Origin of the sequence: Janthinobacterium sp. OK676, from assembly GCF_900103595.1 — a bacterium.
In the GTDB taxonomy this organism is placed as follows: Bacteria; Pseudomonadota; Gammaproteobacteria; order Burkholderiales; family Burkholderiaceae_D; genus Janthinobacterium.
In genome coordinates, this window is sequence record NZ_FNHA01000013.1 from 53,541 (window position 1) to 77,665 (window position 24,125).

26 protein-coding genes are annotated in these 24,125 nt (G+C 61.7%); all 26 read left to right on the forward strand.

Features of this window, described 5'->3' with window-relative positions:
- Positions 1 to 148: 148 nt before the first annotated feature.
- The 26 genes from BLU39_RS22875 to tatC all read left to right on the forward strand — a co-directional run bounded on the left by BLU39_RS22875 (position 149) and on the right by tatC (position 24,085).
- Complete coding sequence (locus BLU39_RS22875) at positions 149 to 4,849, forward strand: glutamate synthase-related protein (protein WP_092717326.1); 4,701 nt, start codon at positions 149 to 151, stop codon at positions 4,847 to 4,849.
- 68 nt (positions 4,850 to 4,917) lie between these two features.
- The gene (locus BLU39_RS22880) at positions 4,918 to 6,381 is read left to right on the forward strand and encodes a glutamate synthase subunit beta (RefSeq protein ID WP_092717330.1); all 1,464 of its coding nucleotides are present in this window, start codon (positions 4,918 to 4,920) and stop codon (positions 6,379 to 6,381) included.
- Between the two features lie 258 nt (positions 6,382 to 6,639).
- Positions 6,640 to 7,449, forward strand: a complete 810-nt coding sequence (locus BLU39_RS22885; RefSeq protein WP_092717686.1) for an ABC transporter ATP-binding protein — start codon at positions 6,640 to 6,642, stop codon at positions 7,447 to 7,449.
- Positions 7,446 to 8,228 carry a lipid asymmetry maintenance ABC transporter permease subunit MlaE gene (mlaE, locus tag BLU39_RS22890; protein WP_046683187.1) on the forward strand — a complete coding sequence of 261 codons (783 nt, stop codon included), beginning with the start codon at positions 7,446 to 7,448 and terminating at the stop codon, positions 8,226 to 8,228. The genes BLU39_RS22885 and mlaE overlap by 4 nt, the downstream gene beginning before the upstream one ends.
- 79 nt (positions 8,229 to 8,307) lie before the next feature.
- A complete protein-coding gene (gene mlaD, locus BLU39_RS22895) occupies positions 8,308 to 8,778 on the forward strand; it encodes an outer membrane lipid asymmetry maintenance protein MlaD (protein ID WP_070346035.1) in 471 nt (156 codons plus the stop codon).
- Complete coding sequence (locus BLU39_RS22900; RefSeq protein ID WP_092717333.1) at positions 8,775 to 9,656, forward strand: MlaA family lipoprotein; 882 nt, start codon at positions 8,775 to 8,777, stop codon at positions 9,654 to 9,656. The genes mlaD and BLU39_RS22900 overlap by 4 nt, the downstream gene beginning before the upstream one ends.
- Positions 9,657 to 9,727: 71 nt before the next feature.
- Complete coding sequence (locus BLU39_RS22905; RefSeq protein WP_092717336.1) at positions 9,728 to 10,363, forward strand: MlaC/ttg2D family ABC transporter substrate-binding protein; 636 nt, start codon at positions 9,728 to 9,730, stop codon at positions 10,361 to 10,363.
- Positions 10,364 to 10,415: 52 nt separating this feature from the next.
- Positions 10,416 to 10,763, forward strand: coding sequence for an STAS domain-containing protein (locus tag BLU39_RS22910; protein WP_092717339.1), 348 nt, complete (start codon positions 10,416 to 10,418; stop codon positions 10,761 to 10,763).
- Positions 10,764 to 10,973: 210 nt separating this feature from the next.
- Positions 10,974 to 11,891 carry an ABC transporter ATP-binding protein gene (locus BLU39_RS22915; RefSeq protein ID WP_092717342.1) on the forward strand — a complete coding sequence of 306 codons (918 nt, stop codon included), beginning with the start codon at positions 10,974 to 10,976 and terminating at the stop codon, positions 11,889 to 11,891.
- Positions 11,888 to 12,649, forward strand: coding sequence for an ABC transporter permease (locus BLU39_RS22920; protein WP_092717345.1), 762 nt, complete (start codon positions 11,888 to 11,890; stop codon positions 12,647 to 12,649). Before BLU39_RS22915 ends, BLU39_RS22920 begins: the two co-directional genes overlap by 4 nt.
- A 46-nt stretch (positions 12,650 to 12,695) precedes the next feature.
- Positions 12,696 to 12,932, forward strand: a complete 237-nt coding sequence (locus tag BLU39_RS22925; protein WP_010402134.1) for a BolA family protein — start codon at positions 12,696 to 12,698, stop codon at positions 12,930 to 12,932.
- 4 nt (positions 12,933 to 12,936) lie between these two features.
- On the forward strand, positions 12,937 to 14,187 hold the full coding sequence (murA, locus tag BLU39_RS22930) for a UDP-N-acetylglucosamine 1-carboxyvinyltransferase (RefSeq protein ID WP_092717348.1): 1,251 nt from the start codon (positions 12,937 to 12,939) through the stop codon (positions 14,185 to 14,187).
- Positions 14,188 to 14,199: 12 nt separating this feature from the next.
- On the forward strand, positions 14,200 to 14,880 hold the full coding sequence (hisG, locus tag BLU39_RS22935; RefSeq protein WP_092717351.1) for an ATP phosphoribosyltransferase: 681 nt from the start codon (positions 14,200 to 14,202) through the stop codon (positions 14,878 to 14,880).
- A 26-nt stretch (positions 14,881 to 14,906) separates the two neighbouring features.
- On the forward strand, positions 14,907 to 16,232 hold the full coding sequence (gene hisD / locus BLU39_RS22940) for a histidinol dehydrogenase (protein WP_092717354.1): 1,326 nt from the start codon (positions 14,907 to 14,909) through the stop codon (positions 16,230 to 16,232).
- Positions 16,229 to 17,170: a DNA-methyltransferase gene (locus tag BLU39_RS22945; protein WP_092717357.1), complete on the forward strand. Its 942-nt coding sequence runs from the start codon at positions 16,229 to 16,231 to the stop codon at positions 17,168 to 17,170. The genes hisD and BLU39_RS22945 overlap by 4 nt, the downstream gene beginning before the upstream one ends.
- A 22-nt stretch (positions 17,171 to 17,192) precedes the next feature.
- Positions 17,193 to 18,287: a histidinol-phosphate transaminase gene (hisC, locus tag BLU39_RS22950; RefSeq protein WP_092717360.1), complete on the forward strand. Its 1,095-nt coding sequence runs from the start codon at positions 17,193 to 17,195 to the stop codon at positions 18,285 to 18,287.
- Between the two features lie 19 nt (positions 18,288 to 18,306).
- Complete coding sequence (gene hisB / locus BLU39_RS22955; protein WP_010402123.1) at positions 18,307 to 18,897, forward strand: imidazoleglycerol-phosphate dehydratase HisB; 591 nt, start codon at positions 18,307 to 18,309, stop codon at positions 18,895 to 18,897.
- A 35-nt stretch (positions 18,898 to 18,932) separates the two neighbouring features.
- The gene (gene hisH / locus BLU39_RS22960; protein ID WP_092717362.1) at positions 18,933 to 19,571 is read left to right on the forward strand and encodes an imidazole glycerol phosphate synthase subunit HisH; all 639 of its coding nucleotides are present in this window, start codon (positions 18,933 to 18,935) and stop codon (positions 19,569 to 19,571) included.
- A 54-nt stretch (positions 19,572 to 19,625) separates the two neighbouring features.
- Entirely contained in the window at positions 19,626 to 20,399 is a 774-nt protein-coding gene (gene hisA / locus BLU39_RS22965) for a 1-(5-phosphoribosyl)-5-[(5-phosphoribosylamino)methylideneamino]imidazole-4-carboxamide isomerase (protein ID WP_034753842.1), read from the forward strand.
- A 60-nt stretch (positions 20,400 to 20,459) separates the two neighbouring features.
- Entirely contained in the window at positions 20,460 to 21,221 is a 762-nt protein-coding gene (gene hisF / locus BLU39_RS22970) for an imidazole glycerol phosphate synthase subunit HisF (RefSeq protein ID WP_034753845.1), read from the forward strand.
- A gap of 20 nt (positions 21,222 to 21,241) precedes the next feature.
- Positions 21,242 to 21,679 (forward strand): phosphoribosyl-AMP cyclohydrolase, encoded by a 438-nt coding sequence (hisI, locus tag BLU39_RS22975; RefSeq protein ID WP_070219635.1) that lies wholly within the window; start codon positions 21,242 to 21,244, stop codon positions 21,677 to 21,679.
- Positions 21,676 to 22,047 (forward strand): phosphoribosyl-ATP diphosphatase, encoded by a 372-nt coding sequence (locus BLU39_RS22980; protein ID WP_034753849.1) that lies wholly within the window; start codon positions 21,676 to 21,678, stop codon positions 22,045 to 22,047. The genes hisI and BLU39_RS22980 overlap by 4 nt, the downstream gene beginning before the upstream one ends.
- 15 nt (positions 22,048 to 22,062) lie before the next feature.
- Positions 22,063 to 22,434: a histidine triad nucleotide-binding protein gene (locus BLU39_RS22985; RefSeq protein ID WP_092717365.1), complete on the forward strand. Its 372-nt coding sequence runs from the start codon at positions 22,063 to 22,065 to the stop codon at positions 22,432 to 22,434.
- 80 nt (positions 22,435 to 22,514) lie between these two features.
- Positions 22,515 to 22,751 (forward strand): Sec-independent protein translocase subunit TatA, encoded by a 237-nt coding sequence (gene tatA, locus BLU39_RS22990; RefSeq protein WP_092717368.1) that lies wholly within the window; start codon positions 22,515 to 22,517, stop codon positions 22,749 to 22,751.
- A 48-nt stretch (positions 22,752 to 22,799) separates the two neighbouring features.
- The gene (tatB, locus tag BLU39_RS22995) at positions 22,800 to 23,333 is read left to right on the forward strand and encodes a Sec-independent protein translocase protein TatB (protein WP_092717371.1); all 534 of its coding nucleotides are present in this window, start codon (positions 22,800 to 22,802) and stop codon (positions 23,331 to 23,333) included.
- Positions 23,330 to 24,085, forward strand: coding sequence for a twin-arginine translocase subunit TatC (gene tatC / locus BLU39_RS23000; RefSeq protein ID WP_092717374.1), 756 nt, complete (start codon positions 23,330 to 23,332; stop codon positions 24,083 to 24,085). Before tatB ends, tatC begins: the two co-directional genes overlap by 4 nt.
- Positions 24,086 to 24,125 lie beyond the last annotated feature (40 nt).

Below are 24,125 nucleotides of genomic sequence, written 5' to 3' on the forward strand. Positions count from 1 at the left end.
ATTGAAATGGCCTCGACTATGTCCCTATTAAATTTTTAGCGCGACAGAATCGAATTTAATTCGACTCCGACCCTAATTGTTGTAGTTGAGTTTTTTGTTGCGTTGCACTACTCTAGTTTTTCGATAGTCATATGCAGCGGAGAAGCCCATGAAAGCGCAAGGCCTGTACGACCCAGCCAATGAACACGATGCCTGCGGCGTCGGTTTCGTCGCCCATATCAAGGGCAACAAGACCCATTCGATCGTCGAACAGGGTTTGCTGATACTGAAAAACCTCGATCACCGGGGCGCCGTGGGCGCCGATGCGCTGATGGGCGATGGCGCCGGCATCCTGATCCAGATTCCCGACCAGTACTACCGCGAGGAAATGGCCAAGCAGGGCGTGGAACTGCCGCCGCCTGGCGAATACGGCGTGGGCATGGTCTTCCTGCCGAAGGAACACGCATCGCGCATCGCTTGCGAACAGGAAATCGAACGCGCCGTGCGCATCGAGGGACAAGTCGTGCTGGGCTGGCGCAACGTGCCCATCGATACGGACATGCCGATGTCGCCCACCGTGCGCGCCAAGGAACCCGTCATCCGCCAGATTTTCATCGGCCGCGGCCCGGACATCATGGTCACCGACGCGCTCGAGCGCAAACTGTATGTGATCCGCAAATCGTCGGGCCACGCCATCCAGGCCTTGAAACTGTTGCATGGCAAGGAATTCTTCGTGCCGTCGATGTCGGCCCGTACTATTGTGTACAAGGGCTTGCTGCTGGCCGATCAGGTCGGCGTGTACTACAAGGACTTGCAGGATGCGCGCTGCATCTCGGCCCTGGCCCTCGTCCACCAGCGTTTCTCGACGAATACCTTCCCTGAATGGCCGCTGGCCCACCCCTACCGTTTGATCGCGCACAACGGCGAGATCAACACGGTCAAAGGCAACTTTAACTGGATGCGCGCGCGCGAAGGCGTCATGAAGTCGGCCGTGCTGGGCGACGACCTGCAAAAGCTGTTCCCCCTGATCTATGAAGGCCAGTCCGACACGGCCTGTTTCGACAATGCGCTGGAACTGCTGTTGATGGCAGGCTACCCGATCGCCCAGGCGATGATGATGATGATCCCGGAAGCGTGGGAAAACCACACGACGATGGATGACAACCGCCGCGCCTTCTATGAATACCACGCGGCCATGATGGAACCGTGGGACGGCCCCGCCGCCATGGCGTTTACGGATGGCCGCCATATCGGCGGCACCCTGGACCGCAATGGCTTGCGTCCGGCGCGTTATATCGTCACGGACGACGACCTGGTGGTGATGGCGTCGGAATCGGGCGTGCTGCCGATTCCGGAATCGAAAATCATCCAGAAATGGCGCTTGCAGCCTGGCAAAATGTTCCTGATCGACCTGGAAGCGGGCCGCATCATCGACGACCAGGAATTGAAAAACACCTACGCCAACGCCAAGCCGTATAAAGCGTGGATCAATTCCGTGCGCATCAAGCTCGACGAGATCAAGCTGGCCGAAGGCCAGGCAAAGCTGGACCGCGCGCAGGGCGAAAAAGCCCAGCCGTCGCTGCTGGACCGCCAGCAGGCATTCGGCTACACGCAGGAAGACTTGAAATTTCTCATGGCGCCGATGGCCGTGGCCGGCGAAGAGGCGACGGGCTCGATGGGCAATGATTCGCCGCTGGCTGTCATGTCGAACAAATTGAAGCCGCTGTATAACTACTTCAAGCAACTGTTCGCGCAAGTGACGAACCCGCCGATCGACCCGATCCGCGAAGCGATGGTGATGTCGCTCGTGTCCTTCATCGGCCCGAAACCGAACTTGCTGGATACCAACAACGTCAACCCGCCGATGCGCCTGGAAGTGGCGCAGCCCGTGCTGGGCTTTGACGACATGGCCCGTCTGCGCAACATCAGCGCCCACACGGGTGGCAAGTTCAAGTCCTACGAACTGGACATCTGCTACCCGCTGGCCTGGGGCAAGGAAGGCGTGGAAGCCTGCCTGGCCTCGCTGTGCGCGGAAGCCGTCGACGCCGTGAAATCCGGTCACAACATCCTGATCGTCTCGGACCGCGCCATTTGCGCCGACCAGGTGGCGATCCCTGCGCTCTTGGCCACGTCCACCGTGCACCAGCACCTGGTGAGCAAGGGCTTGCGCGCCTCCACCGGTCTCGTCGTGGAAACGGGCTCGGCCCGCGAAACGCATCACTTCGCCTTGCTCGCTGGCTATGGTGCGGAAGCCGTCCACCCGTACCTGGCCATGGAAACCCTGGCCGAGATGGCGCACGGCTTGCCGGGCGACCTGTCGGGCGACAAAGCCATCTATAACTACACCAAGGCTGTCGGCAAGGGCTTGATGAAGGTCATGTCGAAGATGGGTATTTCGACCTACATGTCCTACTGCGGCGCGCAAATCTTCGAAGCCATCGGCCTGAACAAATCGCTGGTCGACAAATACTTCAAGGGCACGGCTTCGAACGTGGAAGGCATCGGCGTGTTTGAAGTGGCGGAAGAAGCGCTGCGCCTGCATGCACTGGCTTTCGGCAACGATCCCGTGCTGGTGGACAAGCTCGATGCGGGCGGCGAATACGCATTCCGCGTGCGTGGTGAAGACCATATGTGGACACCGGATGCGATTGCGAAACTGCAGCATTCCACGCGCAGCAACAATTTCTCCAGCTACAAGGAATATGCGCAAATCATCAACGACCAGAGCCGTCGCCACCTGACCCTGCGCGGCCTGTTCGAGTTCAAGCTCGATCCGACCAAGGCGATCCCGCTCGATGAAGTGGAACCGGCCAAGGAAATCGTCAAGCGTTTCGCCACGGGCGCCATGTCGCTCGGTTCCATCAGCACGGAAGCGCACGCGACGCTGGCGGTCGCCATGAACCGCATCGGCGGCAAGTCGAACACGGGCGAAGGCGGCGAAGATCCGAACCGCTACACGCAGGAATTGAAGGGCATCCCGATCCGCCAGGGCGACACCATGGCGTCCATCGTGGGCGCCGAGCAGATCGTCGTCGATATTCCGCTGCAGGAAGGCGATTCCATGCGTTCGCGCATCAAGCAGGTGGCATCGGGACGTTTCGGCGTCACGGCCGCCTACCTGAACTCGGCCGACCAGATCCAGATCAAGATGGCGCAAGGCGCGAAACCGGGCGAAGGCGGTCAGTTGCCGGGGCATAAGGTGTCGGAATACATCGCCAGCCTGCGCTTTTCCGTGCCGGGCGTGGGCCTGATTTCGCCGCCGCCGCACCATGACATTTATTCCATCGAAGACCTGGCGCAGCTGATCCATGACTTGAAAAATGCCAATCCGCGTGCCTCGATTTCCGTGAAACTGGTGTCGGAAGTGGGTATCGGCACGGTCGCCGCCGGCGTCACCAAGGCGAAAGCCGACCACGTGGTCGTTGCCGGCCACGACGGCGGCACGGGCGCGTCGCCACTGTCGTCCGTGAAACATGCGGGCACGCCGTGGGAGCTGGGCCTGGCTGAAACGCAACAAACCCTGGTCTTGAACGGCTTGCGCAGCCGCATCCGCGTGCAGGCCGACGGCCAGATGAAAACGGGCCGCGACGTAGTCATCGCCGCCCTGCTGGGCGCCGACGAGATCGGTTTCGCCACGGCGCCGCTGGTGGTCGAAGGCTGCATCATGATGCGCAAATGCCATCTGAATACGTGCCCGGTGGGCGTGGCCACGCAAGATCCGGTGCTGCGCGCCAAGTTCTCGGGCAAACCCGAGTATGTCGTCAATTACTTCTTCTTCGTTGCCGAAGAAGCCCGTCAATTGATGGCGCAGCTGGGCATCCGCACGTACGACGAACTGATCGGCCGTGTCGACCTGCTCGATAAATCGAAGGCGATTTCGCACTGGAAGGCGCAGGGCCTGGACTTCTCGGCCATCTTCCACAAGCCGGAAACACCTGATGGCCAAGCCTGCCGCCATGTGGAGTTTCAGGACCATGCGCTGGAGAAAGCGCTCGACCACAAGCTGATCGCGCAAGCGCGCGCGGCGCTGGAAAAGGGCGAGCGCGTCTCCTTCATCTCGCCCGTACGCAACCTGAACCGCACGGTGGGTACCATGCTGTCCGGCGAAGTGGCGAAGAAATACGGTCACGCCGGCTTGCCGGACGACACCATCCACATCCAGCTGCAAGGTACGGCGGGGCAGTCGGCCTGCGCCTTCCTGGCGCACGGCATCACGATCGACCTGGTGGGCGAGGGCAACGATTACGTGGGCAAGGGCTTGTCGGGCGGACGCATCATCGTGCGGCCCAATACCGAGTTCCGCGGCTGGGCCGTGGACAACATCATCATCGGCAACACGGTGCTGTACGGCGCGATTGCCGGCGAAGCCTTCTTCAATGGCGTGGCTGGCGAACGCTTTGCCGTGCGCAACTCGGGCGCCACCACGGTGGTCGAGGGCCTGGGCGACCATGGCTGCGAATACATGACGGGCGGCACGGTCGTGGTGCTGGGCAACACGGGACGCAACTTCGCGGCCGGCATGTCGGGCGGTATCGCCTATGTGTATGACCCGGCCGGCGACTTTGCCAGCAAGTGCAACACGGCCATGGTCAGCCTGGATAAGGTCGTGTCGGCAGCGGAACAGCACGTCGACCGCGATGCCTGGCATACGCAGCACCGCGATGGCGTGCCGGAAGCGGACGAGGTCATCCTCAAGCGCCTGATCGAGCGTCACTTCAAGCATACGGGCAGCACCCGCGCCCGCGTCTTGCTCGACGACTGGGCCGTGGCGCGCGGCAAGTTCGTGAAGGTCTTCCCGAACGAATACAAGCGCGCGCTGATTGAAATGGCAGCCGACGCCGCCATGGAAGTCCAAGCCGTCGCCGCCTGAGCCAGCCAAGCTAAATGATACGGGAGCGGCCAGGCCGCTCCCCGCCAGCCAAATACAAAGGAACTATCGTGGGTAAAATTACCGGCTTCATGGAATTCAAGCGCCAGGACGAGCACTATCTGGAGCCTGCCGCGCGCCTGAAGAACTACAAGGAATTCGTGCTGCACCTGTCGGATGCGCAAGCGACCGTGCAGGGCGCGCGCTGCATGGATTGCGGCATTCCCTTCTGCACCACGGGCTGCCCCGTGAACAACATCATTCCTGACTGGAATGACCTCGTGTACCGCGGTAACTACCGCGAAGCGCTCGACGTCTTGCATTCGACAAATAACTTCCCGGAATTTACGGGCCGCATCTGCCCGGCGCCGTGCGAGTCGGCCTGCACCCTGGGCATCCATGAAGACCCGGTCGGCATCAAGTCGATCGAGCATAAAATCATCGACATGGGCTGGGAGCACGGCTGGGTCACGCCGCAGCCGGCGGGTTTCAGTACGGGCAAGAAAGTAGCCATCGTCGGTTCCGGCCCCGCCGGCCTGGCGGCGGCGCAGCAGCTGGCGCGCGCCGGCCATGCCGTCACAGTGTTTGAAAAGAGCGACCGGGTCGGTGGCTTGCTGCGTTACGGCATCCCCGACTTCAAGATGGAAAAGTCGCACATCGACCTGCGCGTCAAACAGATGGAAGCCGAAGGCGTCGTGTTCCGCACCAGCGTGCTGGTCGGCAAGGATTTCCCTGCCCACGTGAATAACTGGGCCAAGGAAACCATTTTCCCGGAAGACCTGGAAAAAGAATTTGACGCCGTCATCATGGCCGGCGGCGCCGAGCAGCCGCGCGACTTGCCCGTGCCGGGCCGCGAGCTGAAAGGCGTGCACTTCGCCATGGATTTCCTGCCGCTGCAAAACAAGGTCAACGCGGGCGACAAGCTCAAGGACCAGATCAAGGCCACGGGCAAGCACGTGGTGGTGATCGGCGGCGGCGACACGGGTTCCGACTGCGTGGGCACCTCGAACCGCCATGGCGCCGCCTCGGTGGCCCAGTTCGAACTGATGCCGCAGCCGCCGGAACAGGAAAACAAGCCGCTCGTCTGGCCGTACTGGCCAACCAAGCTGCGCACCTCGTCCTCGCACGAGGAAGGCTGCGAGCGCGACTGGGCCGTGGCCACCAAGCGTTTCGAAGGCAAGGGCGGCAAGGTGGAAAAGCTGATCGCCTGCCGTGTCGAATGGAAAGAAGGCAAGATGAGCGAAGTGCCGAACTCGGAATTCGAGATGAAGGCCGACCTGGTCTTCCTGGCCATGGGTTTTGTTTCACCTGTGCAACAAGTGCTGGAAGCGTTCGGCGTCGATACGGATGCGCGCGGCAATGTCAAGGCAACAACGGATGGTGCCGGCTGCTACCAGACGTCGGTGGCCAAGGTGTTTGCGGCCGGCGACATGCGCCGCGGACAGTCGCTGGTCGTGTGGGCCATCCGCGAAGGGCGCCAGTGCGCGCGCGCCGTCGATGAGTTCCTGATGGGTGCCTCCCTGCTGCCACGCTAAAAAACGAGCAATTGTTCGTTTTTTGACAGGGCCACGGCGCGGATCGCGACGTGGCTTTTGTTATTTTACTGGTCAAGTCAACAGCCGCGAATGTCATCGGGCTGGGACGCGATGCGGCGGCCGAATTTCCACTACAATATCTGACTTTCGATTCATTAGTGTTGTATTCTTCCCCTGTCCCGGGCTGTAAGCAGGGGTGTCTCAGCAGAGGTTGGCGTTTCTGCACTACAATACGCCATTAAAATAGTGAGCTTCGTCGTGCCAAATCTTGTTGAGATCCGTGATTTACACTTTGCCTATGGAGAACGTTCGATTTTATCGGGCCTTCAAATGGATTTCCCACGTGGAAAAGTTGTGGCCGTCATGGGTGGCTCCGGCAGTGGCAAGACGACCGTACTGCGTCTGATCGGCGGGCAGCTGCGTCCCAGTTCCGGCTCCGTGAATGTGGACGGCCAGATCGTCCATACGCTCGAGACCGACGAGTTATACCAGCTGCGCCGCAAGATGGGCATGCTGTTCCAGCACGGCGCGCTGTTTACGGATCTGACGGCCTTCGAAAACGTGGCCTTCCCCCTGCGCGAACACACGGACTTGAATGAAGAGCTGATCCGTACCCTGGTGCTGATGAAGCTGCACGCCGTGGGATTGCGCAATGCGGCGCAATTGAAGCCGGCCGAGATCTCGGGCGGCATGGGCCGCCGCGTCGCGCTGGCGCGCGCCATCGCGCTCGATCCCGAACTGATCATGTACGACGAGCCGTTCGCCGGCCTGGACCCGATTTCCATGGGCGTGACGGCCAATTTGATCCGCAATTTGAACGATGCGCTGGGCTCCACGTCTATCCTGGTATCGCACGATGTGAAGGAGTGTTTCGCCATCGCTGATTACGTCTATTTTCTGTCATCGGGCAAGATCGTGGCGCACGGCACGCCGGCCGAGATGGCCGTGTCGACGCATCCCTACGTCAAGCAGTTCGTCAATGCCGAGGCCGATGGCCCCGTGCCCTTCCATTATCCGGGCAAGTCTCTGGCCGACGACCTGGGTCTGCAGGCGGGGGGCGGCCGATGATCGCGCGTTTCCTGGCGTCGATCGGAGCGTGGTTGCGTCGTTCGGTACAAGACCTCGGCTTTGCCGTGCGTTCGTTTTTCATCATCATCGCCTCGTCGGGCGGCCTGTGGCGCCGTCCGCGCCTGGTGATTGAGCAACTGTTTTTTATCGGTAACCGCTCGCTGGTGATTACGGCCGTTTCCGGCCTGTTCGTCGGCATGGTGCTGGGTTTGCAAGGCTATTACACTTTGACCACGTATGGCGCCGAGCAGTCGCTGGGCTTGCTGGTGGCGCTGTCGTTGACGCGCGAACTGGGCCCCGTCGTGACGGCGCTGCTGTTCGCCGGCCGTGCCGGCACGTCGCTGACGGCGGAAATCGGCCTGATGAAGGCGGGCGAGCAACTGTCGGCCATGGAAATGATGGCCGTCAACCCGATCCAGCGCGTGCTGGCGCCCCGTTTCTGGGCCGGCGTGATCGCCATGCCGATTCTGGGCGCCATCTTCACGGCGGTCGGCATTATCGGCAGCTACCTGGTCGGCGTGGTGCTGATCGGCGTCGATGAAGGCTCGTTCTGGTCGCAGATGCAAGGCGGCGTCGATGTCTGGAAAGAAGTGGGCAATGGCACCATCAAGAGCCTGGTGTTCGGTATCGCGGTGACCTTCATCGCGCTGTTCCAGGGTTACCAGGCACAGCCGACGCCGGAAGATGTGTCCGGCGCTACCACGCGCACGGTGGTGATTTCGTCGTTGATGGTGTGGTGGCTCGATTTCATGATGACGGCTTTGATGTTTAGCAAGTAATTGCCGATCAGCTACAAACAGCGGGCCTGGGCAAGATGTTGCGCAGGCGGCAGCAAGTAAAAATTATTTAGGATTGTTTATGCAACGTAAATCTTTGGATGTCTGGGTCGGCTTGTTCGTCTTGCTGGGTGTGGCGGCATTGATGTTTCTGGCGCTCAAGGCCGGCAATATGAGCTCGCTGTCTTTCAGCAAGACGTATACCATTAGTGCCAAGTTCGACAATATTGGCGGCCTCAAGCCGCAGGCGCCCGTCAAGGGCGCGGGCGTGGTGGTGGGGCGCGTGGCGGAGATCCGCTTTGACGACAAGACCTACCAGGCGCTGGTGAAACTGGACATCGAAGATGGCTACAAATTTCCGAAAGACAGCTCGGCCAAGATTTTGACGGCCGGTTTGCTGGGTGAGCAATATATCGGCCTGGAAGCAGGCGGCGATCTGGCGAACCTGGCAGAGGGCGACAAGATCGCCCGTACTCAATCGGCCACAGTGCTGGAAGATCTGATCAATCAGTTCATCTACAGCAAGGCAGCGGAAGGAAAGGACAGCAAATGAGCGAGTCGACCAAACAATCCCACGGCAGCCTGGCGCGTATCGGCCTGGCCCTGGCCATCGCCGCCAGCGTGAGCGCTTGCGCCACCGGCACCAATCCGCGCGACCCGCTGGAAGGGTATAACCGCGCCATGTTCAAGTTTAACGATACCGTCGACCAGGTGGCCTTGAAGCCGGTCGCCACGGCCTACAAGACGGTGACGCCATCGTTCGTGCAAACGGGCGTGGGCAACTTCTTCGGCAACCTGGCCGATGTGTGGAGCGCCGTGAACAACTTGCTGCAAGGCAAGGGCGAAGCGGGCTTGCAAGACGTCGTGCGCGTCAGCATGAACTCGACCTTCGGACTTCTTGGCCTGATCGACATCGCTTCGCAGGCCGGTATTCCCAAGCATAACGAAGACTTTGGCCAGACCCTGGGCTGGTATGGCGTCCAGCCCGGTCCGTACGTGATGCTGCCGCTGCTGGGCCCATCGACCGTGCGCGACACGGTGGCCCTGCCGCTCGACATCACGGGCGATCCATGGCGCTACAAGGATCCCGTCAATGTGCGCAATATCGGCACGGTGACGCGCGTGGTCGACAAACGCGCCGCGCTGCTCGACGCGACCAACCTGATGGAAGCGGCCGCGCTGGACCGCTATGAATTCATCCGCGACGGCTTCCTGCAGGCGCGCGAAAGCAAGGTATTCGATGGCGATACGGACCGCCGCGACCGCAAAGTGCCAAAAAACGACACCAGCGATTACGAGCCGGAGTACGAGGCAAAACCGCAGCCGGCCAATGACGCGCCTGCGGCAACGGCCGCCGCCGTGGTGGCGCCGGCGGACCTCGTAACATCTGGTAGCAATACCGTTGCTTCCGAGGCCAGGCCTCAGGAGTAAACTGGACGCAAGAACACCACGGCTGCGATCAACGCCAGCCGGTGCACAGCAACACCATGAAAGGTAGAACCATGAAATTGATGAAACAACTGCTGGCGATGGCCACCATCGCTTTTGCCACCGCCGCCCAGGCCGCTCCCGCCGTGGAAGCGCCGGACGTCCTGGTCAAACGCATCAGCCAGGACGTGATCGACACGGCCAAGAACGACAAGGCCATCCAGGCTGGCGATATCAAGCGCGTCACTGAATTGGTGGAAAGCAAAATCTTGCCGTACGTGGATTTCCAGCGCATGACGGCCCTGGCCGCCGGCCGCTACTGGCGTGACGCCACGCCGGACCAGCAAAAGCAACTGGCTGCGGAATTTCGCACCTTGCTGATCTACACGTATTCGGGCGCCCTGTCGCAGATCAAGAATGAAACCGTGGAATTCAAGCCGCTGCGCGCCGACCCGGCCGACACGGAAGTGGAAGTGCGCTCGCAGGTGAACGTGGCGCGCGGCGAACCCGTGCCCCTGAACTACCGCGTGGCGAAAACCCCAGCTGGCTGGAAGATCTATGACATCAACGTGCTGGGCGCGTGGCTGGTGGAAACGTACAAAAGCAGCTTTGCCAGCGAGATCAGCAAGGGCGGCATCGATGGCCTGATCAAGACCTTGCAGGCAAAAAACAAGGCCCTGGCCAGCCGTCCCGCTGCCAAAGCCAAATAATCGGCTATCATATAGCTCCTGACCCAGCTCCAGACCAGCGCAGCCCGACGCCATGCCCGACTCTCTCGACACCTTGCAGTCCCTGACTTCCCTGACCGTGCACAATGCCACTTCGGCATTGGAGCAGGGTCTGGACGCCATCCGCTCGGGTCAGACGAAGTTCGACTTGCGCAACGTCAAGGCCGTCGATTCGGCCGCCGTTTCCGTCATGCTGACGTGGCAGCGCGCCGCGCAGGATGCCGGCGCCGTGCTGGAGCTGAAAAATCTGCCGAACAACCTGAAAAACCTGACCAAGCTGTATGGCGTCTGCTCGCTCGTGTCGAGCACCTTGACGGCCGACGACTGCGCCAGCGCCGGCGGCCTCGCCGAACGCAGCCCGTCCGACCTGCATCATCATTGATCCTGTCCCACTCCCCGCATCAGCAGTAGCTTTCAAGCCGGCAGGCCAGCAGCGCCGCCGGATTGATCTCCAAGTGTTCCACGAAGTTTCCAACTATAATTGACTGTTGCGCCACCCTCTGCGGAAGGGGCGCCCTGCACCAGCCTGCCGGCCTCCATGTCTGCGGCAACTGGCGCATCACACCAGACGCATTACACTTGAAACAAGCACATGACCGCAATTCAAATTACGAATGTAGAAAAGAGCTATAAATCGCTCAAGGCGCTGGGCGGCGTGTCGCTGGCCATCGAGGAAGGCGAGTTTTTCGGCCTGCTCGGCCCGAATGGCGCCGGCAAGACCACCCTCATTTCCATCATCGCCGGCCTGATCCGCCCTGACGCGGGCACCGTCAAGATCCACGGCCACGACGTGGTCAAGGACTTCCGCAACGCGCGCCGCAACCTGGGCGTGGTGCCGCAGGAACTGGTGTTCGACCCGTTCTTCACCGTGCGCGAAACCCTGCGCCTGCAGTCAGGCTACTTTGGCCTGCCGAACAACGACAAGTGGATCGACGAGGTCATGGAAAACCTCGACCTGACCGGCAAGGCCGACACGAATATGCGCGCCCTGTCCGGCGGCATGAAGCGCCGCGTGCTCGTGGCGCAAGCGCTGGTGCACAAGCCACCCGTCATCGTGCTCGATGAGCCGACGGCCGGCGTCGACGTGGAACTGCGCCAGACCCTGTGGAAGTTCATCTCGCGCCTGAACCGCGAAGGCGGCCACACGGTCGTGCTGACCACCCACTACCTGGAAGAGGCGCAAGCCATGTGCCAGCGCGTGGCCATGCTGAAAACCGGCAAGGTGGTGGCGCTCGACACCATGTCGGCCCTGATCCGCCGCATCGCCGGCTCGCAGCTGCAGCTGCACCTCAAAAACGGCAGCCTGCCGGACGACCTGCGGCACCTGGTGCTGCATGCGGAAGAACAGCAGGCGCCGAACAAGTTCAGCCTGCGCGTCAACGAATACAGCGAAGTCGAGAAAATCCTCGCGCGCCTGCGCGTAGCGGGCGTCGAGATCGATGAAATGCAATTGCAACAAGCCGACCTGGAAGATATCTTCTTGCAGATCATGGATAAAGGTACCGTATGATTTCGACAGGATTTCGCACCCTCGTCTACAAAGAGACGCTGCGCTTCTGGAAAGTGGCGACGCAAACCGTGGCCGCGCCCGTGCTCACGTCGATGCTGTACCTGCTGGTGTTCGGCCATGTACTCGATGGCCGCGTCGAGCCGAGTCCCGGCGTCAGCTACACGGCCTTTCTGATTCCCGGCCTGGTGATGATGAGCGTGCTGCAAAACGCGTTTGCCAATTCCTCGTCCTCGCTGATCCAGTCCAAGATCACGGGCAACCTGGTGTTCGTGCTGCTGACGCCCCTGTCGCACTGGGAAATCTTCTCGGCGTACGTGCTCGCTTCCGTCGCGCGCGGCCTGGCCGTGGGCTTTGGCGTGTTCGCCATCACGTGCTGGTTCGCTAATTTGTCGTTCGTCGCGCCGCTGTGGATCGTGATCTTCGCCTTCCTGGGCGCCGCCATGCTGGGCACCATGGGCCTGATCGCCGGCATCTGGGCCGAGAAATTCGACCAGCTGGCCGCCTTCCAGAACTTCCTGATCATGCCGGCCACCTTTTTGTCGGGCGTGTTCTATTCGATCCATTCGCTCCCCGCCTTCTGGCAGACGGTATCGCATTTGAACCCCTTCTTCTACATGATCGACGGCTTCCGCTACGGCTTCTTCGGCGTGTCCGACGTCAGCCCGTGGCTCAGTCTTTCCATCGTCGCCGGCTTCCTCGTGATCCTGGCGCTGGCGTCGATCCGCCTGCTGAAAAGCGGTTACAGATTGCGCCACTAACTGCGGCACCTCACATCACTACATTATTCAATATCAAGGACTTATCGTGACCACCACTCCAGAACTGATCCACGGCTATCTGTCGGCCGGCCTCGAATGCACGCACCTCGAAGTGGAGGGCGATGGCCAGCACTTCCAGGCCGTGATCGTCTCGCCCGCGTTTGCCGGCAAGCGTCTGATTGCCCGCCACCAGATCGTCTACGCGGCGCTGGGCGACCGCATGCGCGAGGAAATCCACGCGCTGTCGATGAAAACCCTGACACCTGAAGAATTCCAAGGATAAGCACATGGACAAGCTCCTCATCAACGGCGGCAACCGCCTGAACGGCGACATCGCCATCTCCGGCGCGAAAAACGCCGCCCTGCCCATCCTGTGCGCCGGTCTGCTGACCGCGGGCGACCTGAACCTGACCAACGTGCCGCATCTGCACGACGTGGCCACGATGTTGAAACTGCTGGGCCAGACTGGCCTGAAAGTGCAGCAGGACGGTGACCGCGTGGTGCTCAACGGCAGCGCCATCGACACCCTGGAAGCGCCGTATGAACTGGTGAAAACCATGCGCGCCTCGATTCTCGTGCTCGGCCCCATGCTGGCGCGCTTCGGCGAAGCCAAGGTGTCGCTGCCGGGCGGCTGCGCCATCGGTTCGCGCCCCGTCGACCAGCACATCAAGGGTCTGGAAGCCTTGGGCGCCGAGATCCGCATCGAGGCGGGCTACATCTACGCCAAGTGCGCCAAGCTCAAAGGCGCGCGCATCGTCACCGACATGATCACCGTCACCGGCACCGAGAACCTGCTGATGGCAGCGACCCTGGCCGAAGGCGAAACCATCCTGGAAAACGCCGCCTGCGAACCGGAAGTGACGGACCTGGCCCACCTCTTGGTGGCCATGGGCGCGAAGATCGACGGCATCGGCACCAGCCGCCTGGTGATCCAGGGCGTCGACGCGCTGCACGGCGCCTCGCACGCGGTGATACCCGACCGTATCGAGACGGGTACCTTCCTGTGCGCCGTGGCGGCCACCGGCGGCGATATCACCCTGCGCAACGTGCGTACCGACATCCTCGACTCTGCGCTCGACAAGCTGCGCGCCATGGGCCTGACGATGACCTTCGGCGCCGACTGGATTCGCGCCGAGATGTCGGCCCGCCCGAACCCCGTCAGCTTCCGCACGACGGAATACCCGGGCTTCCCGACCGACATGCAGGCGCAGTTCATGGCCGTAAACACCATCGCCAATGGCGCCAGCCGCGTCACCGAGACAATCTTCGAGAACCGCTTCATGCACGTGCAGGAAATGAACCGCCTGGGCGCCGACATCACCATCGAAGGCAACACGGCCATCATCGCCGGCGTCAAGCAGCTGCGCGGCGCACCCGTGATGGCAACGGACCTGCGCGCGTCGGCGTCGCTGGTGATCGCGGCCCTGGCCGCCGATGGCGAAACCCTGATCGACCGCATCTATCACCTCGACCGCGGCTATGACCGCATGGAAGTGAAGCTGTCCGCCGTCGGCGCCAATATCGTACGCATCAAATAACAAGGAACGAGCATGAACGGATCGAACAACGGTGACAGCTCCCAGCTGATTCTGGCGCTGTCGAAAGGCCGCATTTTTGAGGACACCATGCCGCTGCTGGAAGCGGCCGGCATCCGTGTGCTGGAAAACCCGGAGACCTCGCGCAAGCTGATTTTGGCCACCAACGATCCGAACGTGCGCGTCATCATCGTGCGCGCCAGCGACGTGCCGACCTACGTGCAGTACGGCGCGGCCGATTTCGGCGTGGCGGGCAAGGATGTCCTGCTCGAACACGGCGGCGAAGGCCTGTATCAGCCGATCGACCTGAATATCGCCGCTTGCCGCATGTCGGTGGCGGTGCAGGCCGGTTTTGACTACGAAAAGGCCGTGCACCAGGGTGCGCGATTGCGCGTGGCCACCAAGTTCGTGCACACGGCGCGCGAGCACTTCGCCGCCAAGGGCGTGCACGTCGACCTGATCAAGCTGTATGGATCGATGGAGCTGGCGCCTTTGGTCGGTTTGTCCGACGCCATCGTCGACCTGGTCAGCACGGGCAGCACCCTGCGTGCGAACAACCTCGTCGAGGTCGAGCACATCATGGAAATTTCGTCGCGCCTGGTGGTGAACCAGGCGGCGTTAAAACTCAAGCGCGAGCGCTTGCAGCCGATCATCGAGGCGTTTGAACGCGCCTCGCAAACCGCCTCGCAAGCCTAGACACATTCAGTAGCAGAAAGCCGATTATGCCGATACAGATACGCAAGCTCGATTCAAGCCAGGATGGTTTCCAACAATCGCTCGACACCTTGCTGGCGTTCGAGGAGGGGACCGATGCGGCGATTGAAACGTCGGTCGCAAAAATCCTGGCCGATGTGAAAACGCGCGGCGACGCCGCCGTGCTGGAATACACCAACCGTTTCGACCGCATCCCGCATGGCGGCGCGGCGGAAATGGCGGCCTTCGATATTTCGCAGGCCGAATTGCAGGCTGCCCTGAACGGCTTGCCGTCGGCCCAGCGCGAAGCGCTGCAGATCGCCGCCCAGCGCATCCGCGCCTTCCACGAACGCCAGCGCGAGGAACTGCGCGGCTTCACCTACACCGAACCCGATGGCACGGTGCTGGGGCAGAAGATCACGCCGCTGGACCGGGTCGGCATCTACGTCCCGGGCGGCAAGGCCGCGTATCCGTCGTCCGTGCTGATGAACGCCATTCCCGCGCACGTGGCGGGCGTGAGCGAGATCATCATGGTGGTGCCGACGCCCGATGGCGTGAAAAACCAGATGGTGCTGGCCGCCGCCGCGATCGCGGGCGTGACGCGCGTGATCACCATCGGCGGCGCGCAAGCCGTCGGCGCACTGGCGTATGGCACGCAGACGATTGCCGCCGTGGATAAAATCGTCGGCCCCGGCAACGCCTACGTGGCCGCCGCCAAGCGCCGCGTATTCGGCATCGTCGGGATCGACATGATCGCGGGGCCTTCCGAAATCCTCGTGCTGTGCGACGGCACGACGGACCCGGACTGGGTCGCCATGGACCTGTTTTCGCAGGCCGAGCACGACGAACTGGCGCAGGCGATCCTGCTGTGCCCGGACGCCGATTACATCGCGAAAGTCGAAGAGAGCATCGCCAAGCTGCTGCCGACGATGCCGCGCCAGGCCACCATCAGCACCTCGCTGGCCGACCGCGGCGCCCTGATCAAGGTGCGCAGCATGGAAGAGGCATGCGAGATCGCCAATGCCATCGCGGCCGAACACCTGGAAATCTCGGCCGAGAATCCGCAGCAGTGGGCCGAGCAGATCCGCCACGCGGGCGCCATGTTCCTGGGCCGCTTCTCGTCCGAATCGCTGGGCGACTATTGCTGCGGCCCCAATCACGTGCTGCCGACGTCGCGCACGGCGCGTTTCTCGTCGCCGCTGGGCGTGTACGACTTCCAGAAACGCTCGTCCATCATCTACGTGAGCGAAGCGGGTGCGCAAACCCTGGGCCGTGTCGCCGCTACCCTGGCGTATGGCGAAGGCTTGCAGGCGCACGCGCGCAGCGCCGAACTGCGCCTGAAGCCGCAGCCATGACGAAGTTGGCGGATCGCCCTGACTGGGTCAACCGGGTCTATTGCGAAGATGCGCTGGCGGGGCTGGCGCGCATTCCCGATGGCTCGGTGGACCTGATCCTGACGGATCCGCCGTACAACCTGGGCAAGGATTACGGCAATGCCTCGGACCAGCAGTCGGTGGCAGACTACCTGCGCTGGACGGAACAGTGGATCGATGCGGCGCTGCCCAAGCTCAAAGCCAACGGCAGCCTGTATATCTTTCTCACCTGGCGTTATTCGCCGGAGATCTTCGTCATGCTGAAGCAGCGCATGGCGATGATGAACGAAATCATCTGGGACCGCCGCGTGCCGTCCATGGGCGGCAGCGTGCGCAGCTTTTCATCGGTGCATGACACCATCGGCTTCTTCGTCAAGCGCAAGGATTACTACTTCGACCTTGACGCGGTGCGCATCGCCTACGACGCGGCCACCAAGAAAGCCCGTTCGCGCTCGATCTTCATCGGCGCCAAATGGCTGGAAGTGGGTTACAACCCGAAAGACTTGTGGAGCGTATCGCGCCTGCACAAGGAACACCCGGAACGGGCCGACCACCCGACGCAAAAGCCGCTCGAAATCATCGAGCGCATGGTCAAGGCGTCGTGCCCGCCCGGTGGCGTGGTGCTCGACCTGTTCATGGGCAGCGGCACCACGGCGCTGGCCGCCAAGCGCTGCGGGCGCGATTTCGTCGGCTTCGAATTGAACCCCGACTATTGCGCCATCATCGAACAGCGCCTGGCGGCATTGACGCAGGAGCTGGCCGAACCGGCCACATTGGCCGCGACCAAGCCCGCCAGGGCGGCGGCGAAAAAACCGGCGGCAGCGAAAAAGCCGGCCGCCGTGAAGAAACCGCCCGCCGCGAAAAAAGCGCCGGCCCGCAAGGCGCGCAGCGCCGCCGTGCCGGAAGACGTATCCATTTAATTCCATCAGGAGTGTTTGCAGCATGTCTTTCCTCGATCAGTTAATCAGCAACACCGTGCGGTCCGATGTGCGGGCCGTCAAAAGCTACCAGGTAGCCGATGCCAGCGGTTACATCAAACTCGATGCGATGGAAAACCCGTATCCGCTGCCGCCGCATCTGCGCGAGGAACTGGGCGCGCGCCTGGCCGGCGTGGCGCTGAACCGCTACCCGCCGTCCTACGCCAGCCTGCAGGCGGCCATCTGCGCCAAGCTCGGCGTGCCCGCCGGCTACGATGTCATGCTGGGCAACGGCTCCGATGAACTGATCTCGATCCTGGCCATGGCCTGCGCCACGCAGGCGCCGGGCAAGCGCGCCGTGCTGCTGGCGCCCGTTCCCGCCTTCGTCATGTATGCGCGCTCGGCGCAGTTTGCCGGCATGGATTTCGTTGGCGTGCCCTTGCAGGCCGACTTCAGCCTGGACATGCCGGCCATGCTGGCGGCCATCGAAGAACACCGCCCGGCGCTGGTCTTCCTCGCCTATCCGAACAACCCGACGGGCAACCTGTTTGCCAGCGCCGACATCGAGCGCATCCTCGCGGCGCTGGGCGACACGGGCATCGCCGTCGTCGACGAAGCGTACGAGCCGTTCGCGCAGCACAGTTTCATGGGCCGCCTGCCCGAGTTCGAGAACCTGGTGGTGATGCGCACCGTGTCGAAACTGGGCCTGGCCGGCATCCGCCTCGGCTACATGTCGGCTGCGCCGGCCCTGCTGGCGCAATTCGAGAAAGTGCGCCCGCCGTATAACGTGAACGTGCTGACGCAGGCGGCGGCCGAATTCGCGCTCGAGCACCTCGATGTGCTCAATGCGCAGGCGGACCTGCTCAACAGCGCGCGCGACGACCTGGCGCGGCGCCTGGCGGAACTGCCGGGCGTAACCGTGTTTCCCTCGAAGGCAAATTTTCTTTTGATTCGTGTGGCTGATTCCGACGATGTTTGCGCAAAACTGCTTGCCCGCCGGGTTTTAATTAAAAATATGAGTAAAATGCATGCTGCGTTGGCCAATTGCCTGCGCATCAGCGTCAGCACCCCGGAAGAAAATTCCCTTTTTTACGATGCCTTCAAGGCATCCCTCGTTTAGCCTATCGCCAGAGCCTCCCATGAACCGCACCGCAGAAATCACGCGCAACACCAATGAGACGCAAGTTCGCGTCGCCCTTAACCTCGATGGCACCGGCCAGCAAAAGCTGAACACTGGCGTGCCCTTCCTCGACCATATGCTGGACCAGATCGCCCGCCACGGCTTGATCGATCTCGATATCGAAGCGACGGGCGACGTGCATATCGACAACCACCATACGGTGGAAGACGTGGGCATCACGCTGGGCATGGCGGTGGCCAAGGCCATCGGCGACAAGAAGGGCATCCGCCGCTACGGCCATGCGTACGTGCCGCTGGACGAGGCGCTGTCGCGCGTGGTGCTCGATTTCTCGGGCCGCCCGGGCATCGAATACCACATCCCGTTTACGCGCGCCATGATCGCCGGCTTCGACGTCGACCTGACCCTGGAATTTTTCCGCGGCTTCGTCAACCATGCGGGCGTGACCTTGCATATCGACAATCTGCGCGGCACGAATGCCCACCATCAATGCGAAACCGTGTTCAAGGCCTTTGGCCGCGCGCTGCGCATGGCTGCCGAGCTCGACGAGCGCGCGGCCGGCATCATTCCATCGACCAAGGGCAGCCTGTAAGCGCCTGCGGATCACTGTAGATTCCGAGATTAAACATGAATAAAATTGTGGTGGTGGATTACGGCATGGGCAATTTGCGCTCGGTGGCGCAGGCCTTGCGTGCCGTGGCGCCCGAAGCCGACGTGCGCATTTCCGGCGTAGCTGCCGACATCGACAGCGCCGACCGCATCGTCTTGCCGGGCCAGGGCGCCATGCCCGACTGCATGCGCAGCCTGCGCGAATCGGGCGTGCTCGAAGCGCTGCTGCGCGCCGCCGACAGCAAACCCGTGCTAGGCGTGTGCATCGGCGAGCAAATGCTGTTCGACGGCAGCGAAGAGGGAGACGCGGCCGGTCTGGGCTTGTTGCCAGGCAAAGTCGTGCGCTTCCAGCTCGACGGCCAGGTGCAGGAAGACGGCTCGCGCTTCAAGGTGCCGCAAATGGGCTGGAACCAAGTGCGGCAAACGGCGTCCCATGTCATGTGGGATGGCATTGCCGACAACGCCTATTTTTACTTTGTGCACAGCTATTTTGCTCAACCTCAAGAGGCGTTGCACACGGTGGGCGAGACTGTCTATGGCGCGCCGTTCGCTTGCGCCGTCGCCCGTGATAATATTTTCGCGACACAGTTCCACCCTGAAAAAAGTGCTGCCGCTGGCCTGCAGCTGTACAAGAACTTCGTTCACTGGCAACCTTAACGTTAGCTCTCCGGCTTTTTTTCGCTTCTCACTCACTTTTAAACCACACTGACCATGCTGCTCATTCCCGCCATCGACCTGAAAGACGGTCACTGCGTACGCCTGAAACAAGGCGATATGGAACTTGCCACCGTATTTTCCGAAGACCCGGCCGACATGGCCCGCCATTGGCTGATGCAAGGCGCGCGCCGGCTGCACCTGGTCGACCTGAACGGCGCTTTTGCCGGCAAGCCGAAGAACGAAGGCGCCGTGAAAGCCATCCTGAAGGCCGTGCAGGACTTTGCCGTGGAAAACGACATCGAGGAAATCCCCGTGCAGCTGGGCGGCGGCATCCGCGACCTCGACACCATCGAGCGCTACCTCGACGCCGGCATCACCTACATCATCATCGGCACGGCGGCCGTGAAAAGCCCCGGCTTCCTGCACGATGCCTGCAGCGCCTTCCCGGGCCACATCATCGTCGGCCTCGATGCCAAGGATGGCAAGGTGGCAACCGATGGCTGGAGCAAGATGTCGGGCCACGAAGTGATCGATCTGGCGAAAAAATTCGAGGCCTATGGCGTCGAATCGATCATCTACACGGACATCGGCCGCGACGGCATGATGGGCGGCATCAATATCGACGCCACCGTCAAGCTGGCGCAAGCCGTCAAGATCCCCGTCATCGCCTCGGGCGGCCTGCACAACATCGGCGACGTGGAAGCGTTGTGCGCGGTCCAGGCCGAAGGCATCGAAGGCGTGATCTGCGGCCGTTCCATCTATGAAGGCACGATCGACCTGGCGCAGGCGCAGGAACGCGCCGACGAACTGACCGACGCCGCCGTTTAAGCCTGCCCGGCCGGGAGCGTGCCTGCGCACGCCCGGCCTGGCGACAATCTGGATACCATCATGCTTGCAAAACGTATCATCCCCTGCCTCGACGTGACCAATGGCCGCGTCGTCAAAGGCGTCAATTTCACGGAATTGCGCGACGCCGGCGATCCGGTGGAAATCGCCCGCCGCTATGACGAGCAGGGCGCCGATGAAATCACTTTCCTCGACATTACCGCTTCCAGCGACAACCGCGGCCTGATCTTCGACATCATCGAAGCCGTCGCGTCGCAAGTGTTCATTCCGTTGACCGTGGGCGGCGGCGTGCGCGTGGTGGAAGACGTGCGCCGGCTGCTCAACGCGGGCGCCGACAAGGTCAGCATCAACACCTCGGCCGTGACGAATCCCCAGCTGGTGTACGAGGCATCGCAAAAGCACGGCTCGCAATGCATCGTCGTCGCCATCGACGCCAAGCAAGTGTCGCCCGGCAAGTGGGAAGTGTTTACCCATGGCGGGCGCACCGCCACTGGCCTGGACGCGTTCGAATGGGCGCGTAAAATGGAAAGCCTGGGCGCCGGAGAGATCTTGCTCACCAGCATGGACCGCGATGGCACCAAAGTCGGCTTCGACCTGGGCCTGACGCGCGGCGTGTCTGACGCCGTCAGCATTCCCGTCATCGCCTCGGGCGGTGTGGGCGGCTTGCAGGACTTGGTCGATGGCATCAAGGTGGGCCGCGCGGATGCCGTGCTGGCCGCCAGCATCTTCCACTATGGCCAGCACACGGTGCAGGAAGCCAAGCGTTTCATGGCGCAGCAGGGCATCCCCATGCGCCTCGCGTAAAATCAGCAGGATAGAAGAACATGCAAAACGGAACCATCGTAGCAAGCAATGCCAAGTGGCTGAAAAAGGTCAAATGGGACGAGCACGGCCTCGTGCCCGTGATCGCGCAGGAAGCGGGCAGCAATGACGTGCTGATGTTCGCCTGGATGAACCGCGACGCGCTGGCGCGCACGGTGGAGCTGGGCGAAGCCGTGTACTGGAGTCGTTCGCGCAAGAAACTGTGGCACAAGGGCGAGGAGTCGGGCCACACGCAAAAGGTGCTGGAAATCCGCCTCGATTGCGACGAAGACGTGGTCTTGCTGAAAATCGAGCAAGCTGGCGGCATCGCCTGCCATACGGGCCGCCATTCCTGCTTCTTCCAGAAGTTCGAAGGCGATGAAAAAACGGGCGAATGGCAAATCACCGACCCCGTCCTGAAAGACCCGGAGACGATTTACGCGGAAAGCAAGAGCAAATGAGCGAAACTTTAAAACGCCTGGCCGCCGTGATCGAATCGCGCAAGCTGGCCAACGGCGGCGACCCCGCCACCTCGTATGTCGCGCGCCTGTTTGCCAAGGGCGATGATGCGATTTTGAAAAAAATCGGCGAGGAAGCGACGGAAACCGTGATGGCGGCCAAGGATGCGCGCCGCGACAACGACCCGTCGAAGGTCCTGTACGAGTGCGCCGACCTGTGGTTTCACAGTCTGGTGATGCTGGCGCAGTTCGACCTGACGCCGCAGCAGGTGCTTGACGAGCTGGCGCGCCGCGAAGGCTTGTCCGGCCTCGAGGAAAAGGCGGCCCGCAAGGATGAACTGCGCGACGCCGGCGAAACAGACAAACACTGACCTATTGGAGCGTGCGTGGATAACTGTATTTTCTGCAAAATTGCTGCAAAAAAAATTCCCTCGACCATCGTGTATGAAGACGAGGACTTGCTGGCCTTCAAGGACATCAACCCGGCCGCCCCCGTGCACCTGCTCTTGATTCCGAAGCGCCACGTGGCCAGCCTGTCCGACTGCGACGACAGCCATACGGAAGTGCTGGGCAAGCTGCTGCGCCTGGCGCCGAAACTCGCTGCCGAGTTCGGCTGCGCCGTCAGCTATGACGCCGATGGCGCGCCTGCCGGCGGCTTCAAGACCATGATCAACAGCGGCCCGAACGGGGGGCAGGAAGTGTATCACCTGCACATGCACGTGTACGGCGGTCCCCGCCCCTGGCGCGGCCAGCACTGATTTCGCCGTGCGCCGGGTTCGCGTGTATACTACCGGCATTGGTTGACGCTATTCGGGCACCGTCCCGCAAGGAGAATGTGATGGGTTCATTGAGTATTTGGCACTGGCTGATCGTTCTGGTCATTGTGATGCTGGTCTTCGGCACCAAGAAACTGGGCAATATCGGCGGTGATATCGGCAAGGCCGTCAAAGGCTTCAAGGATGGCGTCAAGGGCGAAGATGACGCCCCGGCAGCCAATACCCCTCCTGCTGCGCCATCGCAAGTGGCCGACAAAAGCACCATCGACGTCGAGACGAAAGAGAAAAGCAAGTTCTGATAGCGTGGCGGGGCGCTTGCCTCGTCCGGTAACAGCCCTTGTCCGCTTATGATCGATCTCGGTCTCTCTAAAATCGCCATCATCGGCGTCGTTGCGTTGATAGTCATCGGCCCTGAAAAGTTGCCGAGAGTGGCGCGCATGGCCGGTACCCTGTATGGCCGCGCGCAACGCTATCTGAACCAGGTGAAGTCCGAAGTCACGCGCGAAATTGAACTGGAAGAGCTGAAAAACCTGCAGAAGGAAGTGCAGGATGCGGCCCATTCCGTCAAGCAAAGCGTGGAGAAATCCATGCATGGCGTGGAAAATTCGATCTCCGGCAACCTGGCCGAAGTGGAAAACGCCTGGCGCGGCGATGCCAGTGCGTATGACGGGCATCACGACGAACATGAAGCCATGCTGCGCGCCACCAACGATGACCTGGCCCGCAAGGCGCGCGAATTCCGCCGCAAGAAGCTGGTGCGCAATTCCGCCATCCCTGGCTGGTACAAGCAGCGCCACGGCGGCAAGCTGCACGTGCAGTCGGCGGCCGCCCGCGTGGCGCGCTTCCGTCCGCGCGCCAGTTCCTCCTCCTTTTACTCATGAGTAGCAAATCCCCGGTGGAAGAAACTTTTATCTCGCATCTGGTCGAGCTGCGCAACCGCCTGGTCAAGGCCTCGATCGGCATCGCCGTCGTCTGCGCCATCCTGTTTTACTGGCCCGGCCCTTCGCATATCTACGATTTCATCGCTGCCCCAATGATCGCCTCGCTGCCGGCCGGCTCGAAAATGATCGCCACCGGCGTGATTTCACCGTTCCTCGTGCCGATGAAAGTGACCCTGGTCATCGCCTTCATCGTCGCCTTGCCGTGGGTGCTGTACCAGATGTGGGCGTTCATCGCGCCCGGCCTGTACACGCATGAAAAGCGCCTGATCGCGCCGCTCGTCATCTCGTCTTCCCTGCTGTTCATGGCTGGCGTGGCCTTCTGTTATTTCTTCGTGTTTGGCCGCGTCTTCCACTTCATCAGCGACTTTTCGCCGTCGTCGATCGCCGTCACGCCCGATATCGAAAACTACCTCGATTTCGTCATGTCGATGTGCCTGGCCTTTGGTGCCACCTTCGAAGTGCCCGTGGTGGTGGTCATCCTCGTGCGCATGGGCCTGGTTTCCATCGCGAAACTCAAGGAGGTGCGTCCCTACGTCATCGTCGGCGCTTTCGTCATTGCCGCCATCGTCACGCCGCCGGACGTCGTCAGCCAGTTCTCGCTGGCCATCCCGATGTGTTTGCTGTTCGAGCTGGGCCTGCTGGTGGCGCCCATCTTCGTCAAGGCCACCCAGGCGCCGGAAGAAGCGTCCTAGACGGCCTGTTATATTCGCAAACGAAAGCCGCTGACTTCCT

Bases quoted from the DNA above. Each gene is read 5' to 3' on its own strand.
- BLU39_RS22875 (WP_092717326.1), top strand. From the start codon at position 149: ATGAAAGCGCAAGGCCTGTACGACCCAGCCAATGAACACGATGCCTGC.
- mlaE (WP_046683187.1), top strand. From the start codon at position 7,446: ATGATCGCGCGTTTCCTGGCGTCGATCGGAGCGTGGTTGCGTCGTTCG.
- mlaD (WP_070346035.1), top strand. From the start codon at position 8,308: ATGCAACGTAAATCTTTGGATGTCTGGGTCGGCTTGTTCGTCTTGCTG.
- BLU39_RS22900 (WP_092717333.1), top strand. From the start codon at position 8,775: ATGAGCGAGTCGACCAAACAATCCCACGGCAGCCTGGCGCGTATCGGC.
- BLU39_RS22905 (WP_092717336.1), top strand. From the start codon at position 9,728: ATGAAATTGATGAAACAACTGCTGGCGATGGCCACCATCGCTTTTGCC.
- BLU39_RS22910 (WP_092717339.1), top strand. From the start codon at position 10,416: ATGCCCGACTCTCTCGACACCTTGCAGTCCCTGACTTCCCTGACCGTG.
- BLU39_RS22915 (WP_092717342.1), top strand. From the start codon at position 10,974: ATGACCGCAATTCAAATTACGAATGTAGAAAAGAGCTATAAATCGCTC.
- BLU39_RS22920 (WP_092717345.1), top strand. From the start codon at position 11,888: ATGATTTCGACAGGATTTCGCACCCTCGTCTACAAAGAGACGCTGCGC.
- murA (WP_092717348.1), top strand. From the start codon at position 12,937: ATGGACAAGCTCCTCATCAACGGCGGCAACCGCCTGAACGGCGACATC.
- hisG (WP_092717351.1), top strand. From the start codon at position 14,200: ATGAACGGATCGAACAACGGTGACAGCTCCCAGCTGATTCTGGCGCTG.
- hisD (WP_092717354.1), top strand. From the start codon at position 14,907: ATGCCGATACAGATACGCAAGCTCGATTCAAGCCAGGATGGTTTCCAA.
- BLU39_RS22945 (WP_092717357.1), top strand. From the start codon at position 16,229: ATGACGAAGTTGGCGGATCGCCCTGACTGGGTCAACCGGGTCTATTGC.
- hisC (WP_092717360.1), top strand. From the start codon at position 17,193: ATGTCTTTCCTCGATCAGTTAATCAGCAACACCGTGCGGTCCGATGTG.
- hisB (WP_010402123.1), top strand. From the start codon at position 18,307: ATGAACCGCACCGCAGAAATCACGCGCAACACCAATGAGACGCAAGTT.
- hisH (WP_092717362.1), top strand. From the start codon at position 18,933: ATGAATAAAATTGTGGTGGTGGATTACGGCATGGGCAATTTGCGCTCG.
- hisA (WP_034753842.1), top strand. From the start codon at position 19,626: ATGCTGCTCATTCCCGCCATCGACCTGAAAGACGGTCACTGCGTACGC.
- hisF (WP_034753845.1), top strand. From the start codon at position 20,460: ATGCTTGCAAAACGTATCATCCCCTGCCTCGACGTGACCAATGGCCGC.
- hisI (WP_070219635.1), top strand. From the start codon at position 21,242: ATGCAAAACGGAACCATCGTAGCAAGCAATGCCAAGTGGCTGAAAAAG.
- BLU39_RS22980 (WP_034753849.1), top strand. From the start codon at position 21,676: ATGAGCGAAACTTTAAAACGCCTGGCCGCCGTGATCGAATCGCGCAAG.
- tatA (WP_092717368.1), top strand. From the start codon at position 22,515: ATGGGTTCATTGAGTATTTGGCACTGGCTGATCGTTCTGGTCATTGTG.
- tatB (WP_092717371.1), top strand. From the start codon at position 22,800: ATGATCGATCTCGGTCTCTCTAAAATCGCCATCATCGGCGTCGTTGCG.
- tatC (WP_092717374.1), top strand. From the start codon at position 23,330: ATGAGTAGCAAATCCCCGGTGGAAGAAACTTTTATCTCGCATCTGGTC.